This is a genomic window from Salipiger sp. H15, from assembly GCF_040409955.1.
In the GTDB taxonomy this organism is placed as follows: Bacteria; Pseudomonadota; Alphaproteobacteria; order Rhodobacterales; family Rhodobacteraceae; genus Salipiger.
In genome coordinates this window covers 1,176,416-1,199,757 of the sequence record NZ_CP123384.1, presented here as the reverse complement: position 1 = coordinate 1,199,757, position 23,342 = coordinate 1,176,416, and the positions used below count along the sequence as shown (strand labels likewise).

Genomic DNA, 23,342 nt, shown 5'->3' with positions numbered 1-23,342 from the left:
AATATCCACCAGACCCGGATCTGTCGTCGCCGGACCGATTCTTGCCTGAGCGGGCATCACACGCATGTAGGCGGGGCGCATAGCCCATTTTCCGCCGGTTGCAAAGGGGCTGGCAGCAAAACTTGGGGATCCGGGTGGGAATCGGCTAGTCTGGAGCCCCCTGCGGCCCCTGCCGCGGGGCGCTTCTGACTGAAAAGGAGGAATCAGCCGTGAACGCGATGCAGATCAACCAGACCGCCCAGGCGCTCTACCGCGCCCATGGCGGCAAGGCCGAGGCCGAGGCCGCCGCGAAGGTGCGCGAGAACGAGCGGAGGGGGGCAAAGCAGGAGGCCGAAACCTGGCGCGCCATCCAGGCGGCCATCCGTCAGGCGCGCGGTCCGCTGCAATCCTGACGATTCAAGATGCGGCCCGTCCCCGCGGGGACAGGCCGCAAGATTGGCCGCAAGATTGGCCGCAAGATTGGCCGCAGAAGCCTCAGCGGTCGCGGAACTGCGCGGTCCGCTTCTCGAGGAAGGCCGACATGCCTTCCTTCTGATCCTCGGTGTTGAAGAGCGAGTGGAACAGCCGCCGCTCGAAGAGCAGCCCCTCGCTGAGCGTGGTCTCGTAGGCGCGGTTCACTGCCTGCTTGGCGGCGATCGAGGCCAGCATCGACTTCTCGGCGATCTTGGCCGCGGCGCTCTGCGCCTCTTCCATGAGCTGTTTCACCGGCACCACACGGCTGACGAGGCCGGACCGTTCGGCCTCCTCGGCATCCATGAAGCGCCCGGTGAGGTGCATGTCCATCGCCTTGGCCTTGCCGACGTAGCGCGGAAGGCGCTGCGTGCCGCCGATCCCGGCGATGACACCGAGGTTGATCTCGGGCTGACCGAACTTGGCGGTCTCCGACGCGATGATGAAGTCGCACATCATCGCCAGCTCGCAGCCGCCGCCGAGCGCGTAGCCGCTGACCGCCGCGATCACCGGCTTGCGCACCTTCGCGACCGCCTCCGTCGCCGGCTCGAAGAAATCGCCGAGGAACATCTCGACGAAGGTCTTTTCCGACATTTCCTTGATGTCCGCCCCGGCGGCGAAGGCCTTGGCCGACCCGGTGAGGATGATGCAGCGCACTTTCTCGTTGGCATCCGCCTCGGTCAGCGCCTGCGCGAGCTCGCCAAGCAGTTGGCTGTTCAGCGCATTCAGGGCGTCCGGGCGGTTCAGGGTAATAGTGGCAACATCGTCCTCTACTTCGACGATAATCGTCTCATAGGCCATGTCTTCGGGCTCCCGTCCGTTGGCATTGTCGCGCAGCCTTACCAACTTGCCCCTCGCAATCAAGTTATCTTTGACAGCTCGGACAGTAGAAGGAGGACCGGCCGGATTGCACGATTCGGTGTACCATGTTGGCGCAACCATCGCCCCGGCAGGGCTGGCCCTCGCGCCCGTAGACATCGAAGCTGTGCTGAAAATATCCAAGTTCTCCATCGGCTTGGCGGTAATCCTTGAGCGAGGAGCCGCCCGCAGCGATGGCGTCGGTCAGGACCTGCCGGATGATCGGCACCAGCGAGGCGATGCGCTTTTCCGAGATTTGGTTGACGCGGCGTGAAGGACGGATGCCGGCGCGGAACAGGGCTTCGCAGACGTAGATATTCCCCAGACCGGCAACAATCTTCTGGTCAAGCAGCGCGGTCTTGATCGGCATGCTGCGCCCCTTCAGTGCCGCCACCAGATGGGATTCGCTGAAGGCGTTGCCCAGCGGCTCGGGGCCGATCGCCGCCAGCAGCGGATGCGCCTCGGCGGCGGCGGTCTGCATCAGATCCATTGCGCCGAAACGTCGCGGGTCGTTGAAGGTGATCCGCGCGCCGCTGGCCATCTCGAAGACCACGTGGTCGTGCTTTTCCGGCGCGGGATGCTCATGCACGAAGCGCCCGAGCGGATCGCCCGAGACCAGCATCCGCCCCGACATGCCGAGGTGGATCAGCAGCGTCTCCCCGGTGTCGAGGTCGGCGAGGATGTACTTGGACCGCCGCCGCAGCCGCAGCACCCGCGCGCCGGTCAGCCGCTCGGCCATGCGTTCGGGGAAGGGCCAGCGCAGGTCGGGCCGGTTCACCTTCGCCTCGGCGATCACCTCGTTTTCCATCACCGGGGCCAGCCCCGCACGGACGGTTTCCACCTCGGGAAGTTCGGGCATCACGGATCCTTTCCAATGGGCCGCATTGCAGCGCGGCGCGCGGGCTCTATAAGGAGTGTCGGACACAGGACGGCAAGGCCCATGACCAAAGAGACCGGAAAAACCACCCATTTCGGGTTCACCGACATCCCCGAAGAGGAGAAGGCCGGCCGCGTGCGCGGGGTCTTCGGCTCGGTCGCGTCGAAATACGACGTGATGAACGATGCCATGTCCTTCGGCATCCACCGCATCTGGAAGGACGCGATGATGGACTGGCTGGCACCGCGCCCCGGGCAGAAACTGCTCGACGTGGCGGGCGGCACCGGCGACATCTCGTTCCGCTTCCTCAAGCGCGCGGGCCATGGCCATGCCACGGTCTGCGACCTCACCGAGCCCATGCTGGTCGAGGGCCGCAAGCGCGCCGAGGCGGATGCCATGGCCAGCCAGCTCGACTGGGTGGTGGGGGACGCGATGGCCCTGCCCTTCGCCGACAACACCTTCGACGTCTACACGATCTCCTTCGGCATCCGGAACGTGACCCGGCCGCAGGAGGCGCTGAACGAGGCCTACAGGGTGCTGAAACCCGGCGGACGGCTCATGGTGCTCGAGTTCAGCCAGATCCCGAACGACCTCATGCAGAAGGTCTACGATCTTTATTCCTTCAACCTGATCCCGCGCATGGGCCAGGTGATCGCGGGCGACCGCGACAGCTACCAGTACCTGGTGGAATCGATCCGCAAGTTCCCCGACCAGGAGACCTTCCTCGGCATGGTGCGCGCCGCCGGCTTCGGCAACGCCAAGTACCGCAACCTGAGCATGGGCATCGCCTGCCTGCATTCCGGCTGGAAGCTCTGACGTGAAGGGCCCGCACAACATCCTGCGGCTGGTTCGCACCGGCGCCACCTTCGAACGCACCGGCGCGATGCGCGTCGTGCTCGATGCCGTCGATGCGCCGCCGGCCCTGCGCGCTGCCTCCCGCATCCTCGCCTGGCCCTTCAAGTGGCTCGGCTACGAGGGCGATCCCGCCATGCCGCCGGTCACCCGTGCGCTGACCGCGCTTGGCCCCGCCTACATCAAGTTCGGCCAGGTGCTTTCGACCCGTCCCGACGTGGTTGGCGAGGAGCTGGCGAACCAGCTGCGCGTGCTGCAGGACAAGCTGCCGCCCTTCCCCGTCGAGGCCGCCAAGGCTCAGGTCGAGACCGAGCTCGGCGTGAAGGTCGACGAGGTCTATTCCGAGTTCAGCGAAGCCGTTGCCGCGGCCTCGATCGCGCAGGTGCACAAGGCGCGGCTGGCCGAGACCGGCGAGACCGTCGCCGTGAAGGTGCTGCGCCCCGGGATCGAGCGCGCCTTCCGCAAGGATATCGACGCCTTCTGGCTGGCCGCCGACGCGATCAACTTCCTGTCGCCCGCCTCGCGCCGGCTGCGCCCGCGCGACGTGATCGCCCATTTCGAGGGCGTGGTGAACGGCGAGCTGGACCTGCGGCTCGAAAGCGCCTCGGCCAGCGAGTTCGCCGCCAACACGGTCGATGACGAAGGCTTCCAGCTGCCCGAGGTGATCTGGGGCCTGTCGGGCCGCCGCGTGATGACGATGAGCTGGGCCGAGGGCGTGCCGCTCGGCGACAATGCCGCGCTCGACGCTGCCGGGCATGACCGGGTGCTGCTCAGTGAGCGGGTGCTGCAGCTCTTCCTCAACCACGCCCTGCGCGACGGTTTCTTCCACGCCGACATGCACCAGGGCAACCTGAAGGTCGCCCCCGACGGCGACATCATCGCCTACGATTTCGGCATCATGGGGCACATCGACGAGTACACGCGCCGGGTCTATGCCGAGATTCTCTACGGCTTCATCCGCCGCGACTACCGCCGCGTCGCCGAGGTGCATTTCGAGGCCGGCTACGTGCCCGCCAACCAGGATGTCGACGAGTTTGCCCGCGCCCTGCGCGCCGTTGGCGAGCCGATCTTCGGCATGGATTCGACCCGCATCTCCATGGGCCGGCTGCTGAACTACCTCTTCGAGGTGACCGAGCGTTTCGGCATGCAGACCCGCACCGAGCTGATCCTGCTGCAGCGCACCATGGTGGTTGTCGAGGGCGTCGCACGTTCGCTGAATCCCCATATGAACATCTGGAGCGTTGCTCGCCCCGTGGTTGAGCAATACATCAAGACCTCCATCGGCCCCCGCGCCGCGCTGCGCGACTTCGCCAAGACCGCGCGGGTCATGGCGCGTTTCGGCCCGCGCCTGCCCGGGCTCGTCGAGGAAGCGCTGATCCGCCAGACCCAGGGCATCGCGAACGAACTCGAGTCGAAATGGACGCGCCGCCTCGGCTGGGGCATCGGCGGCCTGATTTCCGGGGCCGGCCTGACGCTGGTCCTGCTGTCGATCTTCTGACACTGCCGGAGCCGCCGTCCGGTCACGTTGCCGGGCGGCGCACCGCGGCCGCCGACGATGCGTCGAGCGTGTCGCCCCCGCGCAGGGTGAGCACCAGACCGTCCTCACCGCGGCTCACCTCGTCGATCCGCATGTAGGAATAGGCGTCGCGCGTCTCGGCCAGCACACCGTCGCGGGTGACCTCGATCTCTGCCCCGTAAATCCCGTCGGGCAGGGCAGCACCGGCGAGGTCGCTGCCCTCCCAGGTATAGCTGTCGCTGCCCGCCGGCAGGGTGATCCGGCTCTGCACGGAACCGGACGCGTCCCGCAGGACCAGCACCACGCTTTCCGTTTCTTCCACGGGATCGAAATAGAGATCGACCGGCGCGCCGTCGAACCGCGCCGCCCCCGGTGCAAGGGTTTCCAGCCCGATCCAGGACGCCAGCCGCTCGAACCCGCCAGCCCCCGCCAGCGCGGTGAGACTGCTCAGCAGCTCGTTGGTCATGACCTGCTGCTCGACGGCGGAAAAGCTGGCGAGCTGCGAGGCATATTCCGTCGCGTCGACCGGATTGAACGGGTCCTGGTTCTGCGCCTGGGTGGTCAGCATCTTCAGAAACGTGTCGAAATCGCTGGCACTTGCACTGCTCGCGGCAGTTCCCGTGCTCGAGGTGCCGGTCGAAACCTGCGTCAGTGCCGAAAGATCCATGTCGTCCTCCTGCTGAACTGGGCCGTGACTACAGCCTGAGATCCATTCCCTTCGGCGAAATCCGCCAGTGCGCCACGGCGTCCGACCTCCCTCCCGACACGCGTTCGGAGGTGGCCTGGGCTCCGGGGCCTTTTGTACTTGGCGCGGCGGCGGGCCGGCCCCGGCGCTCCCCGGAAAAGCTGAAGTTGCTGCTCTGTATGTCCGACTCCGACAGGTACCGCGCAAGTTGGTCGACATTCCGCCGCAGCATCTCGAGCGTTTCGGGTCGGTCCGCGCTCACATGCAGCGCGACACCATGGTCGGTGAGCTGGATATGAAACCTGACCCGCCCCAGCTCCTCGGGTTCGAGTCGGATATCCACCTCTCCCTCCGCGCCGGCAACGATCGCCTCCGCGACCTGACGAAGCGGCGACATCGGCACGTTTCGCGGCACCGGACCCGAGTCTCTTGCGGGAAGCACCGAAGCCGGGGCACGGGGCAACAGGGCCTCGCTTAACGGCTCGTCGCTGTCGCGGCTGCGCAGAGGCTTCGGCTCGGAGAGCAACCCATTCACCGCCTCGACGACGGCGCGCGTCTCCGGCTTGGCGACCGAAGATTTGCTCTGCCCCGCGTCACGAACCGACATGTCTGGCAAGGGCTGCGGAGGCGCAGCGTTGCTTGGGGGATGCAAGCGCGTTGATCGCATCTCAACCGCCGATACATGAGCCTTTCCCGGTTCTTTCCGCAGGAAAATTTGCTTATTCACGTCGGCAGGATCCCCTCTCGAATGTCCCTCCGCAAGTTCCGGATCGCGTCCGCCCGCCTTACCCCAGCCCAAGGCCCTCCATTCAGGGGCGCTTGAACCACGCCCATCCGCCGACATGGATCCGCCGGTCTCTGTTCGGTCTGGACGAACTGCCACCGGGAACCCCGCTTCTGACTGTCTGTCCGTCCCCAGCCTCGCTGGCAGTTTGCCCGACGCGCGAGGAGTTACCGGACGCCGGTCGCGTGATCGGACATCTGCGGGTCTCACGTCCGACTCGGATTGAAGTGTTTCGGAGATCGACGGCGCGGGTGCTGCAGTGCCGCGCAGGCGACGCGCTTCTGGTTGCACACTCTCGCTGTCGCGGTCCTCCGGTTCGATCACCGCAGTGACCGTCGCCGGCAATTCTGGCGACGGTCGCTGCTCCCAAGGACGTGCGCGACGCTCGACGTCCGGGCCCGTTGAGGCCGATGGCTCGGAGGGCGCGCGGACGGCGGAAACGCTCCGAGCCATTATCTTCTCCTGCAATTCCGCGGACCGAGGCTCGGCCCCTGAGGATCGGTGGGCACTGCCCTTCCCATGTTGAATGACTGGAAGAGAGACGTTCGAAAGCATGACGCCCGGTGCGCTCGCACTGGCGCCAACAGCCACAGACAGACTTTGAGACTCGCTGGCTGGCTGGATCGACCGCGCATCTGAGCGTGGTTTGCCGGAAGGCGTGGATCGTCCGCGCGCCTCGGACTCCTCCCCGAGTTTGCGGGCGGCGACCTGTTGGTGCGCGGTATGAACCCTCTGTCTGCCTGACGGTGGGCGATCGGGATTGGCCTTCCGCTCGCGAGCCGCGTCCCACGCGAGCAGCGCGCGTGGTCCTGCGGATATGGCCTCGGTCTCCTCGAACGCTTTGCGCGGATATGCGTTATCCCCATCGGAATTTACCCGCCGGACTGGCGCAGGAGATTCGTCCGCAGGCCGCACGTGGCCGGGATCCGGGCGCCAGCGCGCGGGGAACTCTCCAGAAGCGATTTCGTCCTTTGCCAAGACGCCTGAATCCGCCATCTCTTGCTCGGAGCCCTCTTGGGATTTTTGTCCGTCCGGACGCGCTTCACGCAGCACAGAGGAAATAACTTCGGGTGATTTCGACCGCGGCAGCAAGGGCATAGCCATGGGCGAGACATTTGGAATCCCGTCCTGAGCCCGGCTCACTTCGGGCAGCGCGGGCGACGCGCTCTCGTCGCCCGCCAGCCTCGGCTCGCTGGTTCGATAGCCACAGTCGGCCTCCCGCAAGGCAGGGTTCTTCGGCGGTGCGGCTTCCGCATCGGCCTGGAAGAGAACGGCCTCCAGAAAGTGCTGCAGCACCATCGGACCTCCTAAGCGTGGCCCAGTCGTCATCTGCAACGCATTGTCGGGACCGGACCGCTGGATGCTCACAATGCTCGGGTCGCCCACCCCTTCTTCGTCGGGCTCGGGCGAAAGAATATTTAGGCCCCGCAGTATCTCAGGTGTCCCAATGTTCTTTTCAACGAGTTCGGGAAGTGCAATGTCGTCGAGGGGCTCAATTCCGTACCAGCGATGCTCCTCCTCAGTGACCTCCGGACTCTCCCCCATCCCGGCACTCTGATCAGGCGCCTCGGAACGAGCCGCGATGAGATCATCTTTGCACGTGGCCATTGGCGTATCACTCATGACGGGCCCAGCCTCGTTTCCGAGCTCTTCGGGCTGGATATCCCGCATCGCCTCCCGGAAGGCCGTCCCAAAATCCGCACCCGAGACGCGCGTCGCGCCGACGACAAGCGCGTCCGGCATCTCCGCGCGGGTTTCGACTCCGGGCTGGGTCGTCGGCCAGGGCCGCGCTGAGGGCGGAGGCGTATCCAAGGGCATGGGGAGCATTCTGTCGATCCCGGTTCCTGCGATGCCGCGACGCTAACCCGGGACTCGCTAAGAATACCTTTACCCCGGTCATTTTAAACATTGCCGCAACCACGTATCCGACTCGACCGGAGGAGCGACGACATGTCCGCGCAGATCGACCAGGCAGCTTCCACGCAGCGCAGCCTGATGAACCGGCTCTTCATCTCGCAGATGTTGCAGTTTTCCAATGCCTTCTCCGCGCGCGGATCCTTTGGGGGCGGCGACGGCGAGGCGCAATTCGCCTCCTTCCTGCGCGAGGAATATGCCGCGCGCCTCGCCGACCGGGTGCAGTTCCTGCCGGAGGCGTCGGTCGCACGCGGGCCCCGCGGATGAGCGGGTCATCTGCCTCCCGGTCGCGCGCCGACCGCCATGCGGCGGAGCTGGCCGCGGTGCTCGACGCCGAACGGCGCGCGCTACTTTCCGGCGACCTGGCCGGGCTGGCGGACTACGCGCGCGCGAAGGAGGCTCAGCTTGCGCATTTCGCGGCGCAGAAGGCGGGGCTGCGTCACGCGCCCCGGCTCCTTGCGGCGCTGCGGCGCAACCAGCGCCTGCTGGAATGCGCGATGCAGGGGCTCGCCGCGGCGCGGGCCAGGCTCGCGTCGCAACAGGCGCTTCTGCAGCAGATGGACACCTACGGTCCCAAGGGCCGAAGGACCCCGATCGGGCAGGGTCAAATCGGCAGGATTCAAAAGAAACTTTAATCATCCTCGGGCGTCACGCCGCGAAATCGGGTTCCGGCTTAGCCTTGGCTTAAGACCTTCCGCGCTAGCGTGACGCGGCATCCATGACTGGATGGCGCAGGGGGACAGGGTCCCTGACTGCTTCGTCAGAAAGGCGTCCGGAGAGGTCGCGACCTACGCAGACCCGCGGGTCGGTGCCTGTTGGCACCGCCGCGAGACAGGTGGCTCGCGACCGGTGACAGGAATGGCGCAAAGCGCCGCATTCAAGGACGAAAAACATGTCTAGCATCCTGACGAACAATGGCGCGATGGTCGCGCTGCAGACCCTCAAGACGATCAACATGAACCTGGCCACCACGCAGGGCGAGATCTCGACCGGCAAGAGCGTCGCCAGCGCCAAGGACAATGCCGCCGTCTGGGCGATTTCCAAGGTGATGGAAGCCGATGTGAAGGGCTTCAAGGGCATTTCCGACAGCCTCAACCTCGGCCAGTCCACCGTCGCCGTGGCCCGCCAGGCCGCCGAAACGGTGACCGAGCTGCTGACCGACGTGAAGGGCAAGATCGTCGCCGCCCAGGAAGAGAACGTCGATCGCGTGAAGATCCAGGCCGACATCGACGCGCTGCGGGGCCAGATCGGCGCCGTGGTCAGCGCCGCGCAATTCAACGGCCTGAACCTGCTGTCGAACGTCGATGAAACCGTGGGCTCCGGCAGCATCAACGTGCTGGCCTCGCTCGACCGCTCGGTGACCGGCGTCACCGCCTCCGACATCAACGTGACCAAGCAGGACCTCGGCACCGGCGCCGCCGCGATCGCGTCGACCGTCGCCGCGACCGCGCTCACCGCCTCGGTCGACAGCGTGACGCTCAACGCCACGCAAAGCGACACGATCGACATCGGCACCACCAACAGCGGCTTCACCGCCGGAACCGCCTACACGCTCAACGTCTTCGGCACCGATGCCGACAACTCGAAGTTCACGCAGACCGACTATCGCGAGACCAGCGCTGCCGGCCCCACGGCCACCGAAGTGCCGACCCTCTCGATCGTCTATGTTGCGCGTGAAGGCGACACCGCGACTGACGTCGCCAAGGGTCTGCAGGCCTCGTTCAAGAGCTTCATGGCTTCCAACGAGCTTGATACCGACGTGATCGACGTTGCCGTCTCCGGCGACACGCTGACCTTCACCTCGGCCATCACCGATGCGACCGACACGGTCGCGGTGACCATGTCCTCAGTCAACGCCTCCCAGGGCAACACCATCGGCGGCAAGCTCGAGCAGCTCAGCAACCTTGACGTGACCACGCAGTCCGGGGTGGATTCCGCGCTCGACCAGATCGAGGGGCTGATCCAGACGGCCATCGACTCGGCCTCTGCTTTCGGCTCGACCCAGGGCCGGATCGAAACGCAGACCGCCTTCATCTCGGGCCTCACGGATGCGCTGAAGTCGGGCATCGGCACGCTGGTGGACGCCGACATGGAAGAGGCCTCTGCCCGCCTGCAGGCGCTTCAGGTCCAGCAGCAGCTCGGCGTGCAGGCCCTGTCGATCGCCAACCAGGCACCGCAATCGCTCCTGTCGCTCTTCCGCTGACGTGACCTTCCCGGGGCTGGCCTGCCCGGCCCCGGGTCCTCACCCACGCGGATGGCACGGGACCAAGGATGAAGGGCCTAGTGATGAATGCAAATTTCATGGCGCGCCGCGCCTATGCGCACTCGAACGCCAGCACACGCACCGACCGCGCCATCGAATACGAGCTGATCGCGCGGATCACCCACCGCATCAAGAGCGCCGCCGAAGCCGGTCCGCGCCACTACCCCGCCCTCGTCGCCGCGCTGCACGACAACTGCAAGCTCTGGACCGCGCTGGCCGTGGACGTGGCCGACCAGGACAACAAGCTGCCGCCGGACCTGCGGGCGCAGATCTTCTACCTGTCGCAATTCGTCCAGGTTCACACGGCCAAGGTGCTCTCGCGAAAGGCCAGACTCGCGCCGCTCATCGAGGTGAACAGCGCCATTCTCGCAGGTCTCAACGCCCGCCCGGCACGCAGCGTCACCGCCGAGTCCGCCTCCCCTGCGGCTCAGATCGCTCCGAGACACCAGGCCGGCGCGGTTTCCCAGGCGCAGATGCGATGAGTGGCCTGGTTCTCAAGCTCGGCCCGCACGAACGCCTGCTGATCAACGGCGCGGTGATCGAAAATGGTGATCGCCGCAGCAAGCTGTCGATCATGACCCCGGGCGCAAACATCCTGCGGCTCAAGGATGCGATCCACCCTGACGAGGCGCTCACGCCCGTGCGGCGCCTGTGCTACACCGCGCAGCTCGTCCTGACCGGCGACGTACCGGCGGAAAGGACCAAGGCCGATCTTCTACGCAATATCGAGGAGTTGAGCCGCATCCTCACCGATCCCGACAGCCGCACGCTGCTCACCCGCGCGACCGAAGCGCTGCTCGACGAACATTTCTACCAATGCCTGAAATCGCTCCGCGCGCTCATCCCGCGCGAGGACAGGCTCCTGGCGGCGGGTCGCGCATGAGCTTTCAACCCATCATCGTCGGCAGTGGCCTCGTCGCCTGGCAGTTCCTTCGGAGCACGCGCGACGTCCAACAGGCGAGCTTCGACGCCAGCCCTTCGCTTGTCCGCGACACCGACTATTTCGCGGAAAAGATCGCCGGGATCACCACGGCTGAGAATCTTGTGGCCGACCGCCGCCTCCTGCGCGTCGCGCTCGGGGCCTTCGGCCTGCAGGATGACATCGACAGCAAGTTCTTCATCCGCAAATTGCTCGAGGAAGGGACGACCGCGACGGATGCGCTGGCCAACAAACTGGCGGATGAGCGCTACAAGGCAATGACGCGGAGCTTCGGTTTCGACCGGCTCGGCGGACCGCGCACCGGCTACCCGGACTTCGCGGAAGAGATCATCGCCAAGTTCCGTGCCCAGCAGTTCGAGGTCGCTGTCGGCGAGCAGGACAATGCCCTGCGTCTCTCCCTCGCGCTGCAGCGCAGCCTCCCGGAAATTGGCTCAGCCGCGGTCTCCAACGATACCAAGTGGTTCCGCATCATGGGGAACCAACCGCTGCGCACCGTGTTCGAGGGCGCGCTCGGCCTGCCAAGCTCGCTGGGCCAGCTCGACATCGATCAGCAACTCGAGGTGTTCAAGGACAAGGCCGCAGCCCGGTTCGGATCCAGCGACGTCTCCGAGCTGTCCGCGCACGAGACCCTGGCCAAGATCGCGCAGACCTACCTGCTGCAGGAGCAGGTCAAGGATTTCAAGGCCGCCGGAACTGGGCAAATCGCACTAACCCTCTTGCAGAACTTGCCGCGATGGGACGCGCTCTAGGCCCGAGGGCACAGGTCTGCGCCCCAAGCAGAGTCCATGGAGCGACACCCGCAGACAGCCCGCGAAACACGCAATTCGAGCCTACCCCACCTGCCGACCGCGCCCGACCGCTGCACCAAAACTCCCTGCTGTGCCGGAGCCCGCGCGGCGCAGAAGCAATTCGAGCCTCGAGAATGCCGCCGCCGGCCCGTGCGGCGACGCTTCGGCGAAGAACCCGTCCAGCTCGGCCCAGATGCGGATCGCCTGGTCGAGCACGGCATCCTCTCCGTCCCGGTAGAGCCCAGCGCGGATCATCGCCTCGGACCTCGAATAGGCCCCGAGCAGCTGGCGCACCTTCAGGAGGATCTCGTTCTCGGCCGGGCTCGCCGCCTCGGGCAGGCTGCGCGAGACCGAGCGCAGGATGTCGATCGACGGGTAGCGCCCGCGCTCGGCGATCTCGCGGCTCAACACCGTGTGCCCGTCGAGCACGCCGCGCAGGATGTCGGCGATCGGCTCCTCCATGTCCGACCCGGCGACGAGGACCGAAAACACCGCCGTGATGTCGCCGCTGCCCGCCACCCCCGGCCCGGCCCGTTCGGCGAGCCGCATGATCTGGTGCGCGGTTGAGGGTGGGAACCCCCGCAGCGCCGGCAATTCGCCCGCGGCGATAGCCACCTCGCGATGCGCCTCGGCGAAACGGGTGATGGAATCGGCCAGGAAGAGCACCTGCCGACCCTGGTCGCGAAAATGCTCGGCCACCGTCATCGCCGCCATGGCACAGCGCCGGCGCTCAAGTGGTGACCGGTCCGAGGTAGCCGCCACGACCACCGCCCGCGCCATGCCCTCTGGCCCCAGGACATCGTGAACGAAATCATGCAGTTCGCGGCCACGTTCGCCGACCAGGGCAAGCACCACGACCTCGGCCGCCATGCCCCGTGCCAGCGCCGCGAGCAGCCGCGACTTGCCGACCCCCGAGCCGGCGAAGAGGCCGATCCGCTGACCGCGCACGATGGGCAGCAAGGTGTCGAAAGCCGCCAGGCCCGTGGCCAGCCGCGCGCCGAGCCCACGCCGCCACGCCGCGGGGGGCGGGCTGCCGCGGATCGAGCGCAGCTGCGGTCCGGGCGCGATCGGCGCACCGTCGAGCGGCACGCCGTAGGGGTCGATCACCCGACCGATCCAGCCATCCGACGGCGCGAGGCCCGGCGCGCCCAGCACCGCGACGCGATCCCCCTGCGACACGCCCTCGACCCCGTCGTCAGGAAGCATGGCGACTAGCTCCTCGCGGATGCGCAACACCTCGCCCCCGAGCGGACCGGCGGCGCGCATCAACCTCAGCCGATCCCCGATCCGTGCCTGGTGCGCCAGGCCCCGCACCCAGATGATCGTCCCTTCGACCGAGCGCACGCGCCCTACCGCTCGCACCGGCTGCACCCCCGCAATGCGTCGGCGCAGCGAGGCGATCTCGCTCTCTTCCATCGGGCGATCCCTTCCCCAGGTTCAAACCATTTCTAAAGGAATCACCGTTAAGCCTTGGTTGAAGCCAATCGAGGGAGAAGCCCCGATGTTCCAGACCCTGGACGTGTTTCGTACCGCCATTGCCATGGCCCGCCACGCCGGCGCCGCACAGGCAGCAAGCGCGCAGAACATCGCCAACGCCGACACGCCCGGCTACCGCGGCGTGACGCTGCCGGCCTTCGAGGACACGCTCCGTCACCCGCAGAACGCCATGCGAAGCACGCGGCCCGGCCATCTAGGAGGTGACCCGCCCGATGCGTTCGAACTCGTGGAACGCAGGCGGGCGGAGGATCCCAACGGCAACACCGTCTCGCTCGAGGCCGAGATGCTCGATGCCGTCGAAGCGCAGCGGGCCCATGAACGAGCGCTCGCGATCTACCGCTCGAACCTCACACTGTTGCGAACCAGCCTCGGCACCTGACCCTCCCGCCACGCAAGCGCCTGCTGAAATCGCGGCGAACCCCACGCAGAAAGGAGCACAGGATGAGCGCCTTTTCGGATGCCCTCTCGGTCACCGCGAGCGGGCTGCGGGCCCAGTCCCTGCGGCTGCGCACGCTCGCCGAGAACATCGCCAACGCCGACACGCCAGGCTACCGGCGCAAGACCATCCCCTTCGAGACGGAGGAGGACGGCGGCACCGACATGTCCCTTGTCCGGCCCGGCCGCGTGTCGCTCGACCGCAAGGACCTTGCCGAGATCTACGACCCTGCCCACCCGCTCGCCGACGCGACCGGGCATTACCTCGGCTCGAACGTCGACCTGCTGATCGAGATCGCCGACGCCCGCGAGGCGCAGCGCAGCTACGAGGCCAACCTGCAGATGTTCGAGCAGACCCGAAGGATGGGCTCGGACCTTCTCGACCTGCTGCGACGGTGATCCCTCGCGGCCAGGCCACAGACCAAACGTGAAAGGAATTCAGAATGGATATCCGATCGCTTTTCGCCGCGCAGCAATACGCGGCGGCGCGTCCCGCCACAGACCCCGAGACCGAAGGCGGCGGTGCCGGCGCCCGGCTTGCCGCCGCGGTGCAGGACTTCACCGCGACGCTCGGCGAGGCCGAGCGGGCCTCCACCGCGGCGATGACCGGCGATGCCGATCCGCATGCGCTGGTCCAGGCCCTCGCCCAGTCCGAGCTCGCGGTCGAGACCGTGGTGACGATCCGCAACAAGGTGGTCGAAGCCTACCAGGAAATCCTGCGGATGCCGGTCTGACCCATGCTGACCGAAACCATCTTCTTCGACACGCTGCGCCAGGGGCTCTGGGTCGCCACGCTCACCTCGCTGCCGATCCTCACCGCCGCGCTGCTCGCCGGGGTCGGCGTCGGGCTCTTCCAGGCGCTCACCTCGATCCAGGAAATGACCCTCACCTTCGTGCCGAAGCTCCTCGCCATCGTCATCACCTTCTGGATCTCGATGAGTTTCATGACCGAGACGCTGGTGGCCTTCTTCCAGTCCCGCGTCATCCCGATGATTAACGGAGGCTGAGATGGAAACCGCCGGCTACACCGTCCTCTCCCGCCAGACCGGGCTCATGCGCGAGCTGCAGCTGATCGCCAACAACGTCGCCAATGCCAACACCACCGGCTACCGCCAGCAGGGGCTGATCTTCTCGGAATACATCCGCGAGACGGGCCGCGGCGGCTCGGTCTCGATGAGCGCAGCGCATGTGCGCGACAGTTCCTTCGCCCAGGGGGCGATCACCCGCACCGGGGCGGCGCTGGATCTCGCGATCGAGGGCGAGGGCTTCTTCCTGGTGCAGACCCCCGCGGGCGAGCGGCTCACCCGGAACGGCGCCTTCACCACCAGCGCGCAGGGCGATCTCGTCACCCATGACGGCTACCCGGTGCTGAGCGCAGGGGGCGGGCCGGTCTTCGTGCCGCCCGGCGCGGCCGACCTCGCGGTGGCGCGCGACGGCACGCTCAGCAGCGGCGGCCAGCCGGTCGGCCAGATCGGCCTCGTCCGCCCGCCCAACCCGAAGGACCTCGAGCGCGAGGGCGGGACGCTCTTCCGCGCGCCCGGCGGCACCGAGCCGGTCGACGACCCGAAGATCATCCAGGGGGCGCTGGAATCCTCCAACGTCGATCCGATCCTGCAGCTCGCGCGGCTGATCGAGGTCCAGCGCGCCTACGAGATGGGCCAGAACTTCCTCGACCGCGAGGACGATCGCCTGAAGACCGCCATCAAGACCCTGTTCACCTGACCCGGAGAGCCGCCCATGCGTGCCCTGAAAATCGCCGCCACAGGAATGAGTGCCCAGCAGATGCGGGTCGAGGTGATCTCGCACAACCTCTCGAACATGAGCACCACGGGTTACAACGCCCGCCGCGCCGAGTTTGCCGACCTGCACTACCAGCAGTTGCACCGCGCCGGCACGATCAGCGCCTCGGACGGCACCATGCTGCCCACAGGCGTCCAGCTCGGCCTCGGGGTCCGACCCGCGGCGGTCTCGGTGAACCTCGCGCAGGGCAGTTCCTCGGCCACCGGCGGCGACCTCGACGTCGCCATCGAGGGCAAGGGCTATCTCGAGGTCACGCTGCCCTCGGGCGCGGCGGCCTATACCCGCGACGGCGCGCTCAAGCGCAGCGCCGACGGGTTGATCGTCACCTCCGAGGGCCTGCCCGTGGCACCCGAGATCACCATCCCGGGCGATGCAAAGAGCATTTCGATCAACCAGCAGGGCGAGGTCTACGCCTATTTCGACGGCACCGTTCCCGCGCAGCTCCTCGGCCAGTTCACCCTGACCGGCTTCACCAACCCGCGCGGGCTCGAGGCGATCGGCAGCAACCTCTTCACCGAGACCGAGGCCTCCGGCCCGCCGCTGCAGGGCACCGCCGGGGTGGACGGGCTGGGCATGCTGCGGCAGGGCTATCTCGAGGAAAGCAGCGTCGATCCGATCTACGAGATCACCGAGCTGATCGAGGCGCAGCGCGGCTACGAGCTCAACTCGAAGGTGATCACCGCCGCGGACCAGATGCTCGCCGCGACCGTGCAGGTGCGCTGACCATGCGGCGCGGCACCCTCCTCCTGCTGCTTGTCGCCGCGCCGGCCGGGGCGGAAAGCGTCGTGGCGACGCGCACGATCCGCGCGCAGGAGGTTATCGCGGCCGACGCGGTCCGGCTCGACCCGCGGGTGGTGTCCGGTGCCGCAGACGCGCTCGGCGCCGCGATCGGGCGGGAGAGCCTCGTCGCCGTCTATGCCGGCCAGCCCGTCATGACCGCGCAGCTGACCGAACCCGCGCTGGTCGAGCGCAACCAGCTGGTCGAGCTGGTCTACGAACACGCCGGGCTGCGCATCGTCACAGAGGGGCGCGCCATGTCGCGCGGCGCCGCAGGGGACCGCATCCGGGTGATGAACCTGGCCTCCCGCAGCCTTCTCGTCGGCACGATCGGCCCGGGCGGCCGCATCGACGTCTCGCCGGAGTAGACCATGACCAACCGCCGCACCCTGCTCGTCGCCGTCCTCTGCCTTTCCGGTTGCGACCGGCTCGACCACCTCGGGCGCCCGCCCAGCTTCACCCCGACGGAGAGCGGCGCCGAACATGCCGCCATGGCCTATTCCTCGGCGCGCGACCCGGGCCTGCCGCTGCGGGTCACCGATCATGCCTCGCTCTGGAGCGGCGGCCGCGGCTCGCTGCTCGGCGACCGCCGCGCCATGGAGACCGGCGACATCCTCACCGTGGTGATCGAGATCGACGACCAGGCCGAGATTTCCAATTCCACCGACCGGTCGCGCTCCGGCTCCGAAAGCCTCGGCATCCCCGAGTTCTTCGGCTACCCGCAGCGCCACGAGGCGACGATGACCGACGGCACCTCGCTGGCGACCGCGGTGGACATTTCCGGCTCGAGCAGCGCCAGCGGCGACGGATCGGTGAAGCGCAACGAGAAGCTGACCCTGCGCATCGCCGCGACGATCACCAAGGTGCTGCCCAACGGCGTGCTCGAGATCTCGGGCCTGCAGGAGGTCCGGGTGAATTTCGAGCTGCGCGAGCTGAACGTCACAGGCTTCGTGCGCCCCGAGGACATCTCGCGCCAGAACGAGATTACCTATGACAAGATCGCCTCGGCCCGGATCTCCTACGGCGGCCGCGGCCAGATCACCGACATGCAGCAGCCGCGCTACGGCCAGCAGGCGCTCGACATGATCCTGCCGTTCTGAAGGGGCGCCGCGTGAAGAAGCTTCTCCCCCTCCTCCTCGCCCTCATCGGCACCGGCGCGGGCATCGGCGCGGGGCTCTTCCTCGCACCTTCCCCCGACAGCGGCGCCGAGCATGCCTCGGCCGAGCCCGGCACCGCGCAGGACGGCGGTCATCCGGCCGAGCCCGCCGCGGGGTCCGGCGATCACACCGCCGCGGATCAGGGCGCCTCGGAGCATGGCGGATCGGAGCATGGCGAGGGCGAAAGCGGGACGGAATACGTCAAGCTCAACAACCAGTTCGTCGTGCCCGTGGTCGAGGATTCGCGCGTCGCCGCGCTGGTGGTGCTGTCGATCTCGCTCGAGGTCGCTGCCGGCAGCGCTGCCGCCACCTTCGAGGAAGAGCCGAAGCTGCGCGACGGGTTCCTCCGCACGCTCTTCGATCACGCCAATATCGGCGGATTCGACGGCAATTTCACCGAAACCCCGCGCATGGATGCGCTGCGCCGCGTGCTGTTCGAGACCGCGCGCAACATCCTTGGCGCCCGGGTGCGCGACGTGCTGATCACCGACATCGCCCGGCAGGACAACTGACCCCGGCTCACCCCCTGTCCCCGCTCAGCCAGAGACGCAGGACGGCCAGTTCCTCGAGCGCGCGCTCCTCCGCCGCGAGGCGCTTCGCGGCGCGGGCCGCGCGCGCCGCTTCGGCCAGCGCCCGCGCCGCCGCGTCCCGGGAAAAGTCCGCGCGGGCCGCCGCGCCGCTGTAGCCCTGCCGGGCGCGCGCCTCGGCGATGCCCAGCTGGATCGCCGCGCGCCGGCGCAGAAGCTCCCCCTGCCAGAGCCCGCTCATCCCGGTGATCTGGTGCGCGCCGAAGGCGCCGGCCTCGGCGAGCGCGGCGCGGCGCAGCGCGTCGATCCGCTCCCGCTCGGCGCCCAGCCGGGCCTCGGCCTCGAGATCGCGGCGGAAGCGCGCCAGCGCGCGATCACGCAGGACCTCGGAGACGCGCAGCAGCTCGGCATCCGGGACCGTCATCGCCCGCGCCTCCAGCCCCGGCGGGCGCGGGCGCGCATGTCCTCCGAGAAGCGGATGGCGGCGGCGACGGGCCGGTAGAATTCCGGCGCGACCTGCGCACCGATCTCGGTCGTCGCGTAGAGCGCCCGCGCCGTCGCCGGATCGGAATGCAGCGGCACCCCGTGTTCGGCGGCGACCTCGCGGATGCGCCGCGCCACCTCGTCCTGGCCCTTGGCGACGCAGACCGGGGCCGAGCCGGGCGTCCGCTCCCAGCGCAACGCCACGGCGTAGTGGGTGGGGTTGGTGATCACCACGTCGGCGCGCGGCAGGTCGGCGAACATCCGGCTGAGCGCGATCTCCTGCGCCCGCGCGCGGCGGTGCTGGCGGAACATCGGGTCGCCCTCCGCCTCTTTCTGCTCGTCGCGCAGCTCCTTCTGCGACATTCGGTGACGCCGCAGGTGATCCTCGCGCTGCCAGAGCTGGTCGACGACGCCCAGCACCAGCGCCAGCAGCACCGCCAGCCCGAGAAGGTCGCGCATGAGCCCGGCCAGCAGCGCCGCCGCCGCACCCGACGAGAGCGCGACGCTGGCGGTGATCTGCTCGAGCCGCGAGCTGAGGAAGACGCCCAGCACCAGCGAGTAGAGGCAGAGCTTGCCGAAACTCTTGAAGAATTCGAAGAGCCCGCGCGGCCCGTACTTGTTGCGCGCGTTCTCCAGCGGCGAGAGGCGCGACGGCTTCGGCGCAAGTTTCGACGGGGTGAAGACCAGCCCGCGCGTCGCCAGCAGCGCCAGCAGCACCGCGAGGGCCGGGGCGAGAAGCCAGGGCCATATCGCCTGCAGGACCCCGCTCATCAGCCCGCCGACCGGGCCGGCGGCCGGGTCCTCGAAGATCAGCGGAAGAAGCCGGTCCGGCCGGTCGATCGGCGCGATCAGCACCGCGCCAAGCGCCTCCAGCGAGCCCGGGCCGAAGGCGTCCGCGACCAGCAGCAGGCCAAGGTAGGCGGCGGCCGTGAGCAGGTCGGGCGCGCGCGCGATGTCGCCCTTGCGCCGGGCCTCGGAGAGCTTGCGCTGGGAGGGTTCGTGGCTCTTTTCCCCGCCGTCCTCGGCCGCCATGACGCGCTACCGGAACGGCGCCGAGAGGAAGGCGTCGACCTGCGCCAGCCAGGCCGCCAGCAGCAGCGGCGCGACCAGCCCCATCAGGGCCACGGCGCCGAGCGTGATCACCGGCGCGCCGACGAAGGCGACCATCAGCTGCGGCATCGCCTTGTTGATGAAGCCGAGCGTCAGGTTGTAGAGCGCCGACAGGATCACGAAGGGCGCCGCCAGCGAGAAGGCGAGCGCGAAGGCGTGGCTGACCTCAGCGCGGCTGGCCTGCGCCAGCACCGCCGGGTCCGGCAGCGCGAGCGCGGGCAGCAGCCGGTAGGACAGGATGAGGTAGGCCGCCGCCTTGACGTGAAAGCCCGTGGCCATGAGTAGGGCGAGCGCGGCGACGCTGAGGATATGCCCGAGCGCCGGCATCGGCTCGGCCGCGGCATTGCCGAGAAGCTGCGAGAGCGAGGTCGCCTGCGCGGCGATCGTGCCGGCGGTCTGCAGGGCAAAGACGAAGAGCCGCAGCATGAGCCCGAGGAAGAGGCCGGCGAGAGTCTCGCTCGCCACCGCGCGCAGGAAGAGCGGCAGCGACGGCGGGTCCGACGGAAGCCCCGCGGCGACCGCCGGCAGGATCGCGGCGCTCAGCGTCAGGGCCAGCGCCAGTCGCAACCGCAGCGGCACCCAGGACTCGCCCAGCCCCGGCAGGGCGAAGAGCGCGGCGCCGACGCGCAGGAAGACCAGCAGGCCGAGCCAGAGCCCCTGACCGCCGAGTTCCAGCAGCGCCGCGAGCCCGGTCATGCGGCGACCAGCCCGACCAGCGCAGGCCGCGCCTCGAGCCCGATCTCCTCGAAGGAGAGCACCGGGGTCGACAGGCCCTTGGCGGCCATGATCGTGCGCAGGAAGCGGCGGCGGCGCGAGGAGGTCACCAGCGCCGGGTAGATGCCGCGGCTGCCCGCGTTGCCCACCTCCTCGGCGATGCCCCGGGTCAGCGCCTCGAAGGTTTCGGGCGGCAGCGCCACGTCGAGCACGCCGCGGCCACCGTCGACCTGGTGGCTGGCGAAGGTGTCCTCCCACTCGGCGGCGAGCTGGATCAGCGGGATCGTCCCGTCCTCGCGCCGCATCCCGGCGACGAGCTGGAAGCCGAGCCGCTGGCGGACGTGTTCACAGATCGCCTCGGGCGTACCCTGCTGGCCGCGCATTTCGGCCACCGCCTCGAGGATCAGCGGCAGATTGCGGATGCTCACCTGTTCCTCGAGCAGCAGGCGCAGCACCGCGTGCAGCGTGTCGACCTGCACCTTGTCGGGGATCAGCTCGTCGAGCAGCCGCCGGTTGGCCTCGGCCCTTGCGGCATCGGTGAGCGAGACCATCTCGTCGAGCAGCCGGCGCAGCGCCTTGAGCGTGAGGAGACGGCCGAAATTGCGCTTGATCACCTCGAGCAGGTGCGTCGCGAGCACCTCGGCCGGGGTGACAATCGTGACGCCGGTCAGCGCCGCGCGGTCCTGGTCCTCGGGTCGGATCCAGCGGGCGGGGGCGCCGTAGACCGGCTCGCTCACGTCGCGCCCGTCGGGCAGGGCGCGGGCGTCGTCGGGCATCAGCGCGAGCACGAGATCAGGGTTCAGCTCACCCCGCGCGACCTCGACCCCATGCACGAGGATCACGTAGACCCCGGTTGGCCGCGCGGGGGCGTCGGTGAGCCGGATCTCTGGCAGGATCAGCCCGTAGCTCGCCGCCACGTGACGCCGCATGTTGGCGATGCGGATGTCGAGCCCGGTGCCGGGATCGAGCACCATGTTGACGAGGTCCGGCGCGAATTCGAGATGGATCTCGTCAAGGTCGAGCACGTCGCCGATCGGCCGGTCGCGCGGTGCCTCGGCCCGCGCGGCGGCTGGCGGGGCGGTCGCCGCCTCGATCATCCGCCGTCGCAGGCGCAGCACCAGCCCGCAGAGCGTCGCCGCGCCCAGCATGAAGGGCAGGAAGGGCAGGCCCGGCACCAGCGCGAAGAGCGCCATGAGCACGCCGACGGTGCCGAGCGCCGCCGGGTACCGCGCGAGCTGCCCCGCCACGGCGACATCGGTCGCGCCGGTCGCGCCGCCGCGCGCGAGCAGCAGGCCCGAGGCGATCGAGATGATCACCGCCGGGATCTGCGAGACCAGCCCGTCGCCCACGGTGAGGATCGCGTAGGTCTCGAAGGCATTGCGCAGGGCCATGCCATGCACGAAGACCCCCATGATCATGCCCATGACGAGGTTCAGAAGGGTGATCAGCAGCCCCGCCACCGCGTCGCCCTTGACGAATTTCGACGCGCCGTCGAGCGAGCCGAAGAAGGTCGTCTCCTGCTGTTCGCGCTCGCGCCGCAGCTTCGCCTCGGCGTGGTCGATGGCTCCGGCCGACATGTCACTGTCGATCGCCAGCTGCTTGCCCGGCATGCCGTCGAGGGCAAAGCGCGCCCCGACCTCGGCCATGCGCGCGGCCCCCTTGGTGATCACCGCGAAATTCACGATCATCAGCACGCCGAAGACCACGAGGCCGAGGAAAACGCTGCCGCCCATGACGAAATTGGCGAATCCCTCGATCACGTCGCCGGCGGCGCCGGTACCGGTGTGGCCCTGGCCGATGATCAGCTTGGTCGAACTGACGTTGAGCGAGAGCCGGAGCATCAGCGAGCCGAGCAGGATGGTCGGGAAGGACGAGAAATCCAGCGGCCGCTCGATGAAGAGCGTGACGGTGAAGATCAGGATGGCGAGGCCGAAGGAGGCGGCGAGGCCGAGGTCGAGCACGATCGAGGGCATCGGCAGGATCATCATGACGATAATCGCCATCAGCGCCACCGCAAGCAGCACGGTGGGCTTGAAAAGGCTTGGGGCGGCGGCGGTCTCGGCCATCTCAGCCCCCCGAGAAGTCGATCAGCGGCCGCCCCGCCCCGGCCAGCGGCGTCAGCGATCCCGGCGAGCGCGCGCCGCCACCCAGCAGCAGCGGAAACCCGTTCGCGGCACGCGGCTGCGCCAAGGGCGGCAGCGACTCGAGCGCGGCGCGGACGCTGCGATAGCGTGCGATGTAGCGCTGCGCATATTCGGGCGTGCGGCTGTGATAGGCGGCGACCGCGCTGTCCCAGTCGCCGTGCTCGTCGTGCAACCGCTTGAGGAAACCCGCGGCATAGAGCGCGTTGGTCTCGGGGTCGAACATCTCGTCGGTGGAGCGGAAGGCCTCGCCGTGCCAACGGACATTCACCTGGAAGCAGCCGATGTCCATGTTCCGCCTGCCGCGCGCCACCTGCCCCGCGGCGAAGGCCCGCGCCTCGGCCGCGCTGTCGAACCAGAACCCGTCGCCGCCGAGGTTCACCGTCCAGGGCCAGGGCTGCAGGCCGCCATCGCGGCTGCGCCCGGTCTCCACCCGGGTGATGGCGCGCATGACCGGGTCGGGCACGCCGAGCGTGTGCGCCGCCCGGACCGCGGCCTGGTCGCAGCGCAGGGTGTCATCGGTTGCCGCGCGCGCGATGGTCCCTGCCATGCCCAGCCCCAGCGCCAGTCCCACGCCAAGGACCATGTTGCGGAGACCTCCCCCCGCACCGCCGCGCCGCCGGACGCTCCGGGCGCCGGACGTGGCGGCAGGGGGCATGGCGCATCGAAGGGGTGAGCTCTGTTCCAAGATCGTCATTCCGCATCCTGCAGACCTGCTTCCGCTCTAGCGGCGAAAGCTTTCGATTTCCTTGCGGGTCGTGAAGGGCTCCGCTC

28 protein-coding genes are annotated in these 23,342 nt (G+C 68.3%); 18 read left to right on the top strand and 10 right to left on the bottom strand.

From position 1 onward, the window contains the following. Nucleotides 1-209 precede the first annotated feature (209 nt). On the top strand, nt 210-392 hold the full coding sequence (locus PVT71_RS05800; protein ID WP_353473901.1) for a hypothetical protein: 183 nt from the start codon (nt 210-212) through the stop codon (nt 390-392). An 82-nt stretch (nt 393-474) separates the two neighbouring features. On the opposite strand, the gene PVT71_RS05795 is transcribed toward PVT71_RS05800, so the two are convergent. Together PVT71_RS05795 and mutM are read right to left on the bottom strand one after the other, a co-directional pair. Next, the gene (locus PVT71_RS05795) at nt 475-1,251 is read right to left on the bottom strand and encodes an enoyl-CoA hydratase (RefSeq protein ID WP_353473558.1); all 777 of its coding nucleotides are present in this window, start codon (nt 1,249-1,251) and stop codon (nt 475-477) included. A 64-nt stretch (nt 1,252-1,315) separates the two neighbouring features. Further along, entirely contained in the window at nt 1,316-2,167 is an 852-nt protein-coding gene (gene mutM, locus PVT71_RS05790; protein ID WP_353473557.1) for a bifunctional DNA-formamidopyrimidine glycosylase/DNA-(apurinic or apyrimidinic site) lyase, read from the bottom strand. Between the two features lie 81 nt (nt 2,168-2,248). On the opposite strand from mutM, the gene ubiE reads away from it, so the two are divergent. Further along, entirely contained in the window at nt 2,249-3,001 is a 753-nt protein-coding gene (ubiE, locus tag PVT71_RS05785; RefSeq protein WP_353473556.1) for a bifunctional demethylmenaquinone methyltransferase/2-methoxy-6-polyprenyl-1,4-benzoquinol methylase UbiE, read from the top strand. Nucleotide 3,002: 1 nt separating this feature from the next. Next, nucleotides 3,003-4,535, top strand: coding sequence for a 2-polyprenylphenol 6-hydroxylase (gene ubiB / locus PVT71_RS05780; protein ID WP_353473555.1), 1,533 nt, complete (start codon nt 3,003-3,005; stop codon nt 4,533-4,535). A 22-nt stretch (nt 4,536-4,557) separates the two neighbouring features. On the opposite strand, the gene PVT71_RS05775 is transcribed toward ubiB, so the two are convergent. Further along, entirely contained in the window at nt 4,558-5,220 is a 663-nt protein-coding gene (locus tag PVT71_RS05775; protein WP_353473554.1) for a flagellar hook capping FlgD N-terminal domain-containing protein, read from the bottom strand. Nucleotides 5,221-5,248: 28 nt separating this feature from the next. After that, a complete protein-coding gene (locus tag PVT71_RS05770) occupies nt 5,249-7,849 on the bottom strand; it encodes a flagellar hook-length control protein FliK (protein ID WP_353473553.1) in 2,601 nt (866 codons plus the stop codon). Nucleotides 7,850-7,972: 123 nt separating this feature from the next. Here PVT71_RS05770 and PVT71_RS05765 point away from each other — a divergent pair, with 123 nt between their 5' ends. The 6 genes from PVT71_RS05765 (at nt 7,973) to PVT71_RS05740 (ending at nt 11,888) form a co-directional block, all read left to right on the top strand. Then, on the top strand, nt 7,973-8,203 hold the full coding sequence (locus PVT71_RS05765) for a hypothetical protein (protein ID WP_353473552.1): 231 nt from the start codon (nt 7,973-7,975) through the stop codon (nt 8,201-8,203). A 56-nt stretch (nt 8,204-8,259) separates the two neighbouring features. Next, nucleotides 8,260-8,571 carry a hypothetical protein gene (locus tag PVT71_RS05760; RefSeq protein WP_353473551.1) on the top strand — a complete coding sequence of 104 codons (312 nt, stop codon included), beginning with the start codon at nt 8,260-8,262 and terminating at the stop codon, nt 8,569-8,571. A 257-nt stretch (nt 8,572-8,828) separates the two neighbouring features. Beyond that, nucleotides 8,829-10,139 (top strand): flagellin, encoded by a 1,311-nt coding sequence (locus PVT71_RS05755; RefSeq protein ID WP_353473550.1) that lies wholly within the window; start codon nt 8,829-8,831, stop codon nt 10,137-10,139. Nucleotides 10,140-10,222: 83 nt separating this feature from the next. Beyond that, the gene (flaF, locus tag PVT71_RS05750) at nt 10,223-10,681 is read left to right on the top strand and encodes a flagellar biosynthesis regulator FlaF (RefSeq protein ID WP_353473549.1); all 459 of its coding nucleotides are present in this window, start codon (nt 10,223-10,225) and stop codon (nt 10,679-10,681) included. Continuing rightward, nucleotides 10,678-11,082: a flagellar biosynthesis repressor FlbT gene (gene flbT / locus PVT71_RS05745; RefSeq protein WP_353473548.1), complete on the top strand. Its 405-nt coding sequence runs from the start codon at nt 10,678-10,680 to the stop codon at nt 11,080-11,082. Before flaF ends, flbT begins: the two co-directional genes overlap by 4 nt. Beyond that, nucleotides 11,079-11,888 carry a DUF1217 domain-containing protein gene (locus PVT71_RS05740; RefSeq protein ID WP_353473547.1) on the top strand — a complete coding sequence of 270 codons (810 nt, stop codon included), beginning with the start codon at nt 11,079-11,081 and terminating at the stop codon, nt 11,886-11,888. Before flbT ends, PVT71_RS05740 begins: the two co-directional genes overlap by 4 nt. An 81-nt stretch (nt 11,889-11,969) precedes the next feature. On the opposite strand, the gene PVT71_RS05735 is transcribed toward PVT71_RS05740, so the two are convergent. Beyond that, nucleotides 11,970-13,343 carry a FliI/YscN family ATPase gene (locus PVT71_RS05735; protein WP_353473546.1) on the bottom strand — a complete coding sequence of 458 codons (1,374 nt, stop codon included), beginning with the start codon at nt 13,341-13,343 and terminating at the stop codon, nt 11,970-11,972. 85 nt (nt 13,344-13,428) lie between these two features. Between PVT71_RS05735 and PVT71_RS05730 the strand changes: the two genes are divergently transcribed. From PVT71_RS05730 to PVT71_RS05690, 9 genes are all read left to right on the top strand, one after another. Next, a complete protein-coding gene (locus PVT71_RS05730) occupies nt 13,429-13,803 on the top strand; it encodes a FlgB family protein (protein WP_353473545.1) in 375 nt (124 codons plus the stop codon). A 62-nt stretch (nt 13,804-13,865) separates the two neighbouring features. Further along, nucleotides 13,866-14,258, top strand: a complete 393-nt coding sequence (gene flgC, locus PVT71_RS05725) for a flagellar basal body rod protein FlgC (RefSeq protein ID WP_353473544.1) — start codon at nt 13,866-13,868, stop codon at nt 14,256-14,258. 44 nt (nt 14,259-14,302) lie between these two features. Further along, nucleotides 14,303-14,593 (top strand): flagellar hook-basal body complex protein FliE, encoded by a 291-nt coding sequence (fliE, locus tag PVT71_RS05720; RefSeq protein ID WP_353473543.1) that lies wholly within the window; start codon nt 14,303-14,305, stop codon nt 14,591-14,593. Between the two features lie 3 nt (nt 14,594-14,596). After that, nucleotides 14,597-14,866: a flagellar biosynthetic protein FliQ gene (locus PVT71_RS05715; RefSeq protein WP_353473542.1), complete on the top strand. Its 270-nt coding sequence runs from the start codon at nt 14,597-14,599 to the stop codon at nt 14,864-14,866. 1 nt (nt 14,867) lies between these two features. Beyond that, a complete protein-coding gene (locus tag PVT71_RS05710; RefSeq protein ID WP_353473541.1) occupies nt 14,868-15,581 on the top strand; it encodes a flagellar hook-basal body complex protein in 714 nt (237 codons plus the stop codon). A gap of 15 nt (nt 15,582-15,596) precedes the next feature. After that, nucleotides 15,597-16,382 (top strand): flagellar basal-body rod protein FlgG, encoded by a 786-nt coding sequence (flgG, locus tag PVT71_RS05705; protein WP_353473540.1) that lies wholly within the window; start codon nt 15,597-15,599, stop codon nt 16,380-16,382. Nucleotides 16,383-16,384: 2 nt separating this feature from the next. Further along, nucleotides 16,385-16,804 carry a flagellar basal body P-ring formation chaperone FlgA gene (gene flgA, locus PVT71_RS05700; protein ID WP_353473539.1) on the top strand — a complete coding sequence of 140 codons (420 nt, stop codon included), beginning with the start codon at nt 16,385-16,387 and terminating at the stop codon, nt 16,802-16,804. Nucleotides 16,805-16,807: 3 nt separating this feature from the next. Then, nucleotides 16,808-17,536 (top strand): flagellar basal body L-ring protein FlgH, encoded by a 729-nt coding sequence (gene flgH / locus PVT71_RS05695; RefSeq protein WP_353473538.1) that lies wholly within the window; start codon nt 16,808-16,810, stop codon nt 17,534-17,536. Between the two features lie 11 nt (nt 17,537-17,547). Further along, the gene (locus tag PVT71_RS05690) at nt 17,548-18,105 is read left to right on the top strand and encodes a flagellar basal body-associated FliL family protein (RefSeq protein WP_353473537.1); all 558 of its coding nucleotides are present in this window, start codon (nt 17,548-17,550) and stop codon (nt 18,103-18,105) included. A gap of 7 nt (nt 18,106-18,112) precedes the next feature. Here PVT71_RS05690 and PVT71_RS05685 read toward each other — a convergent pair whose 3' ends face one another. Genes PVT71_RS05685 through PVT71_RS05665 form a run of 5 tightly spaced genes read right to left on the bottom strand, consistent with a single transcriptional unit; the run spans nt 18,113 to nt 23,154 of the window. Next, the gene (locus PVT71_RS05685) at nt 18,113-18,544 is read right to left on the bottom strand and encodes a hypothetical protein (RefSeq protein WP_353473536.1); all 432 of its coding nucleotides are present in this window, start codon (nt 18,542-18,544) and stop codon (nt 18,113-18,115) included. Next, on the bottom strand, nt 18,541-19,635 hold the full coding sequence (locus PVT71_RS05680; RefSeq protein ID WP_353473535.1) for a flagellar type III secretion system protein FlhB: 1,095 nt from the start codon (nt 19,633-19,635) through the stop codon (nt 18,541-18,543). Before PVT71_RS05680 ends, PVT71_RS05685 begins: the two co-directional genes overlap by 4 nt. A gap of 6 nt (nt 19,636-19,641) precedes the next feature. Next, a complete protein-coding gene (locus PVT71_RS05675; RefSeq protein WP_353473534.1) occupies nt 19,642-20,409 on the bottom strand; it encodes a flagellar biosynthetic protein FliR in 768 nt (255 codons plus the stop codon). After that, nucleotides 20,406-22,493, bottom strand: coding sequence for a flagellar biosynthesis protein FlhA (flhA, locus tag PVT71_RS05670; RefSeq protein WP_353473533.1), 2,088 nt, complete (start codon nt 22,491-22,493; stop codon nt 20,406-20,408). The genes PVT71_RS05675 and flhA overlap by 4 nt, the downstream gene beginning before the upstream one ends. Nucleotide 22,494: 1 nt before the next feature. Beyond that, on the bottom strand, nt 22,495-23,154 hold the full coding sequence (locus tag PVT71_RS05665) for a transglycosylase SLT domain-containing protein (protein WP_353473532.1): 660 nt from the start codon (nt 23,152-23,154) through the stop codon (nt 22,495-22,497). Between the last annotated feature and the right edge of the window lie 188 nt (nt 23,155-23,342).

Excerpts from the sequence above, each read along its gene's own strand:
- PVT71_RS05795 (WP_353473558.1), bottom strand. The coding sequence starts at position 1,251 with ATGGCCTATGAGACGATTATCGTCGAAGTAGAGGACGATGTTGCCACT.
- mutM (WP_353473557.1), bottom strand. The coding sequence starts at position 2,167 with ATGCCCGAACTTCCCGAGGTGGAAACCGTCCGTGCGGGGCTGGCCCCG.
- ubiE (WP_353473556.1), top strand. The coding sequence starts at position 2,249 with ATGACCAAAGAGACCGGAAAAACCACCCATTTCGGGTTCACCGACATC.
- PVT71_RS05775 (WP_353473554.1), bottom strand. The coding sequence starts at position 5,220 with ATGGATCTTTCGGCACTGACGCAGGTTTCGACCGGCACCTCGAGCACG.
- PVT71_RS05770 (WP_353473553.1), bottom strand. The coding sequence starts at position 7,849 with ATGCTCCCCATGCCCTTGGATACGCCTCCGCCCTCAGCGCGGCCCTGG.
- PVT71_RS05765 (WP_353473552.1), top strand. The coding sequence starts at position 7,973 with ATGTCCGCGCAGATCGACCAGGCAGCTTCCACGCAGCGCAGCCTGATG.
- PVT71_RS05755 (WP_353473550.1), top strand. The coding sequence starts at position 8,829 with ATGTCTAGCATCCTGACGAACAATGGCGCGATGGTCGCGCTGCAGACC.
- flaF (WP_353473549.1), top strand. The coding sequence starts at position 10,223 with ATGAATGCAAATTTCATGGCGCGCCGCGCCTATGCGCACTCGAACGCC.
- flbT (WP_353473548.1), top strand. The coding sequence starts at position 10,678 with ATGAGTGGCCTGGTTCTCAAGCTCGGCCCGCACGAACGCCTGCTGATC.
- PVT71_RS05740 (WP_353473547.1), top strand. The coding sequence starts at position 11,079 with ATGAGCTTTCAACCCATCATCGTCGGCAGTGGCCTCGTCGCCTGGCAG.
- PVT71_RS05735 (WP_353473546.1), bottom strand. The coding sequence starts at position 13,343 with ATGGAAGAGAGCGAGATCGCCTCGCTGCGCCGACGCATTGCGGGGGTG.
- PVT71_RS05730 (WP_353473545.1), top strand. The coding sequence starts at position 13,429 with ATGTTCCAGACCCTGGACGTGTTTCGTACCGCCATTGCCATGGCCCGC.
- flgC (WP_353473544.1), top strand. The coding sequence starts at position 13,866 with ATGAGCGCCTTTTCGGATGCCCTCTCGGTCACCGCGAGCGGGCTGCGG.
- fliE (WP_353473543.1), top strand. The coding sequence starts at position 14,303 with ATGGATATCCGATCGCTTTTCGCCGCGCAGCAATACGCGGCGGCGCGT.
- PVT71_RS05715 (WP_353473542.1), top strand. The coding sequence starts at position 14,597 with ATGCTGACCGAAACCATCTTCTTCGACACGCTGCGCCAGGGGCTCTGG.
- PVT71_RS05710 (WP_353473541.1), top strand. The coding sequence starts at position 14,868 with ATGGAAACCGCCGGCTACACCGTCCTCTCCCGCCAGACCGGGCTCATG.
- flgG (WP_353473540.1), top strand. The coding sequence starts at position 15,597 with ATGCGTGCCCTGAAAATCGCCGCCACAGGAATGAGTGCCCAGCAGATG.
- flgA (WP_353473539.1), top strand. The coding sequence starts at position 16,385 with ATGCGGCGCGGCACCCTCCTCCTGCTGCTTGTCGCCGCGCCGGCCGGG.
- flgH (WP_353473538.1), top strand. The coding sequence starts at position 16,808 with ATGACCAACCGCCGCACCCTGCTCGTCGCCGTCCTCTGCCTTTCCGGT.
- PVT71_RS05685 (WP_353473536.1), bottom strand. The coding sequence starts at position 18,544 with ATGACGGTCCCGGATGCCGAGCTGCTGCGCGTCTCCGAGGTCCTGCGT.
- PVT71_RS05680 (WP_353473535.1), bottom strand. The coding sequence starts at position 19,635 with ATGGCGGCCGAGGACGGCGGGGAAAAGAGCCACGAACCCTCCCAGCGC.
- PVT71_RS05675 (WP_353473534.1), bottom strand. The coding sequence starts at position 20,409 with ATGACCGGGCTCGCGGCGCTGCTGGAACTCGGCGGTCAGGGGCTCTGG.
- flhA (WP_353473533.1), bottom strand. The coding sequence starts at position 22,493 with ATGGCCGAGACCGCCGCCGCCCCAAGCCTTTTCAAGCCCACCGTGCTG.
- PVT71_RS05665 (WP_353473532.1), bottom strand. The coding sequence starts at position 23,154 with ATGGTCCTTGGCGTGGGACTGGCGCTGGGGCTGGGCATGGCAGGGACC.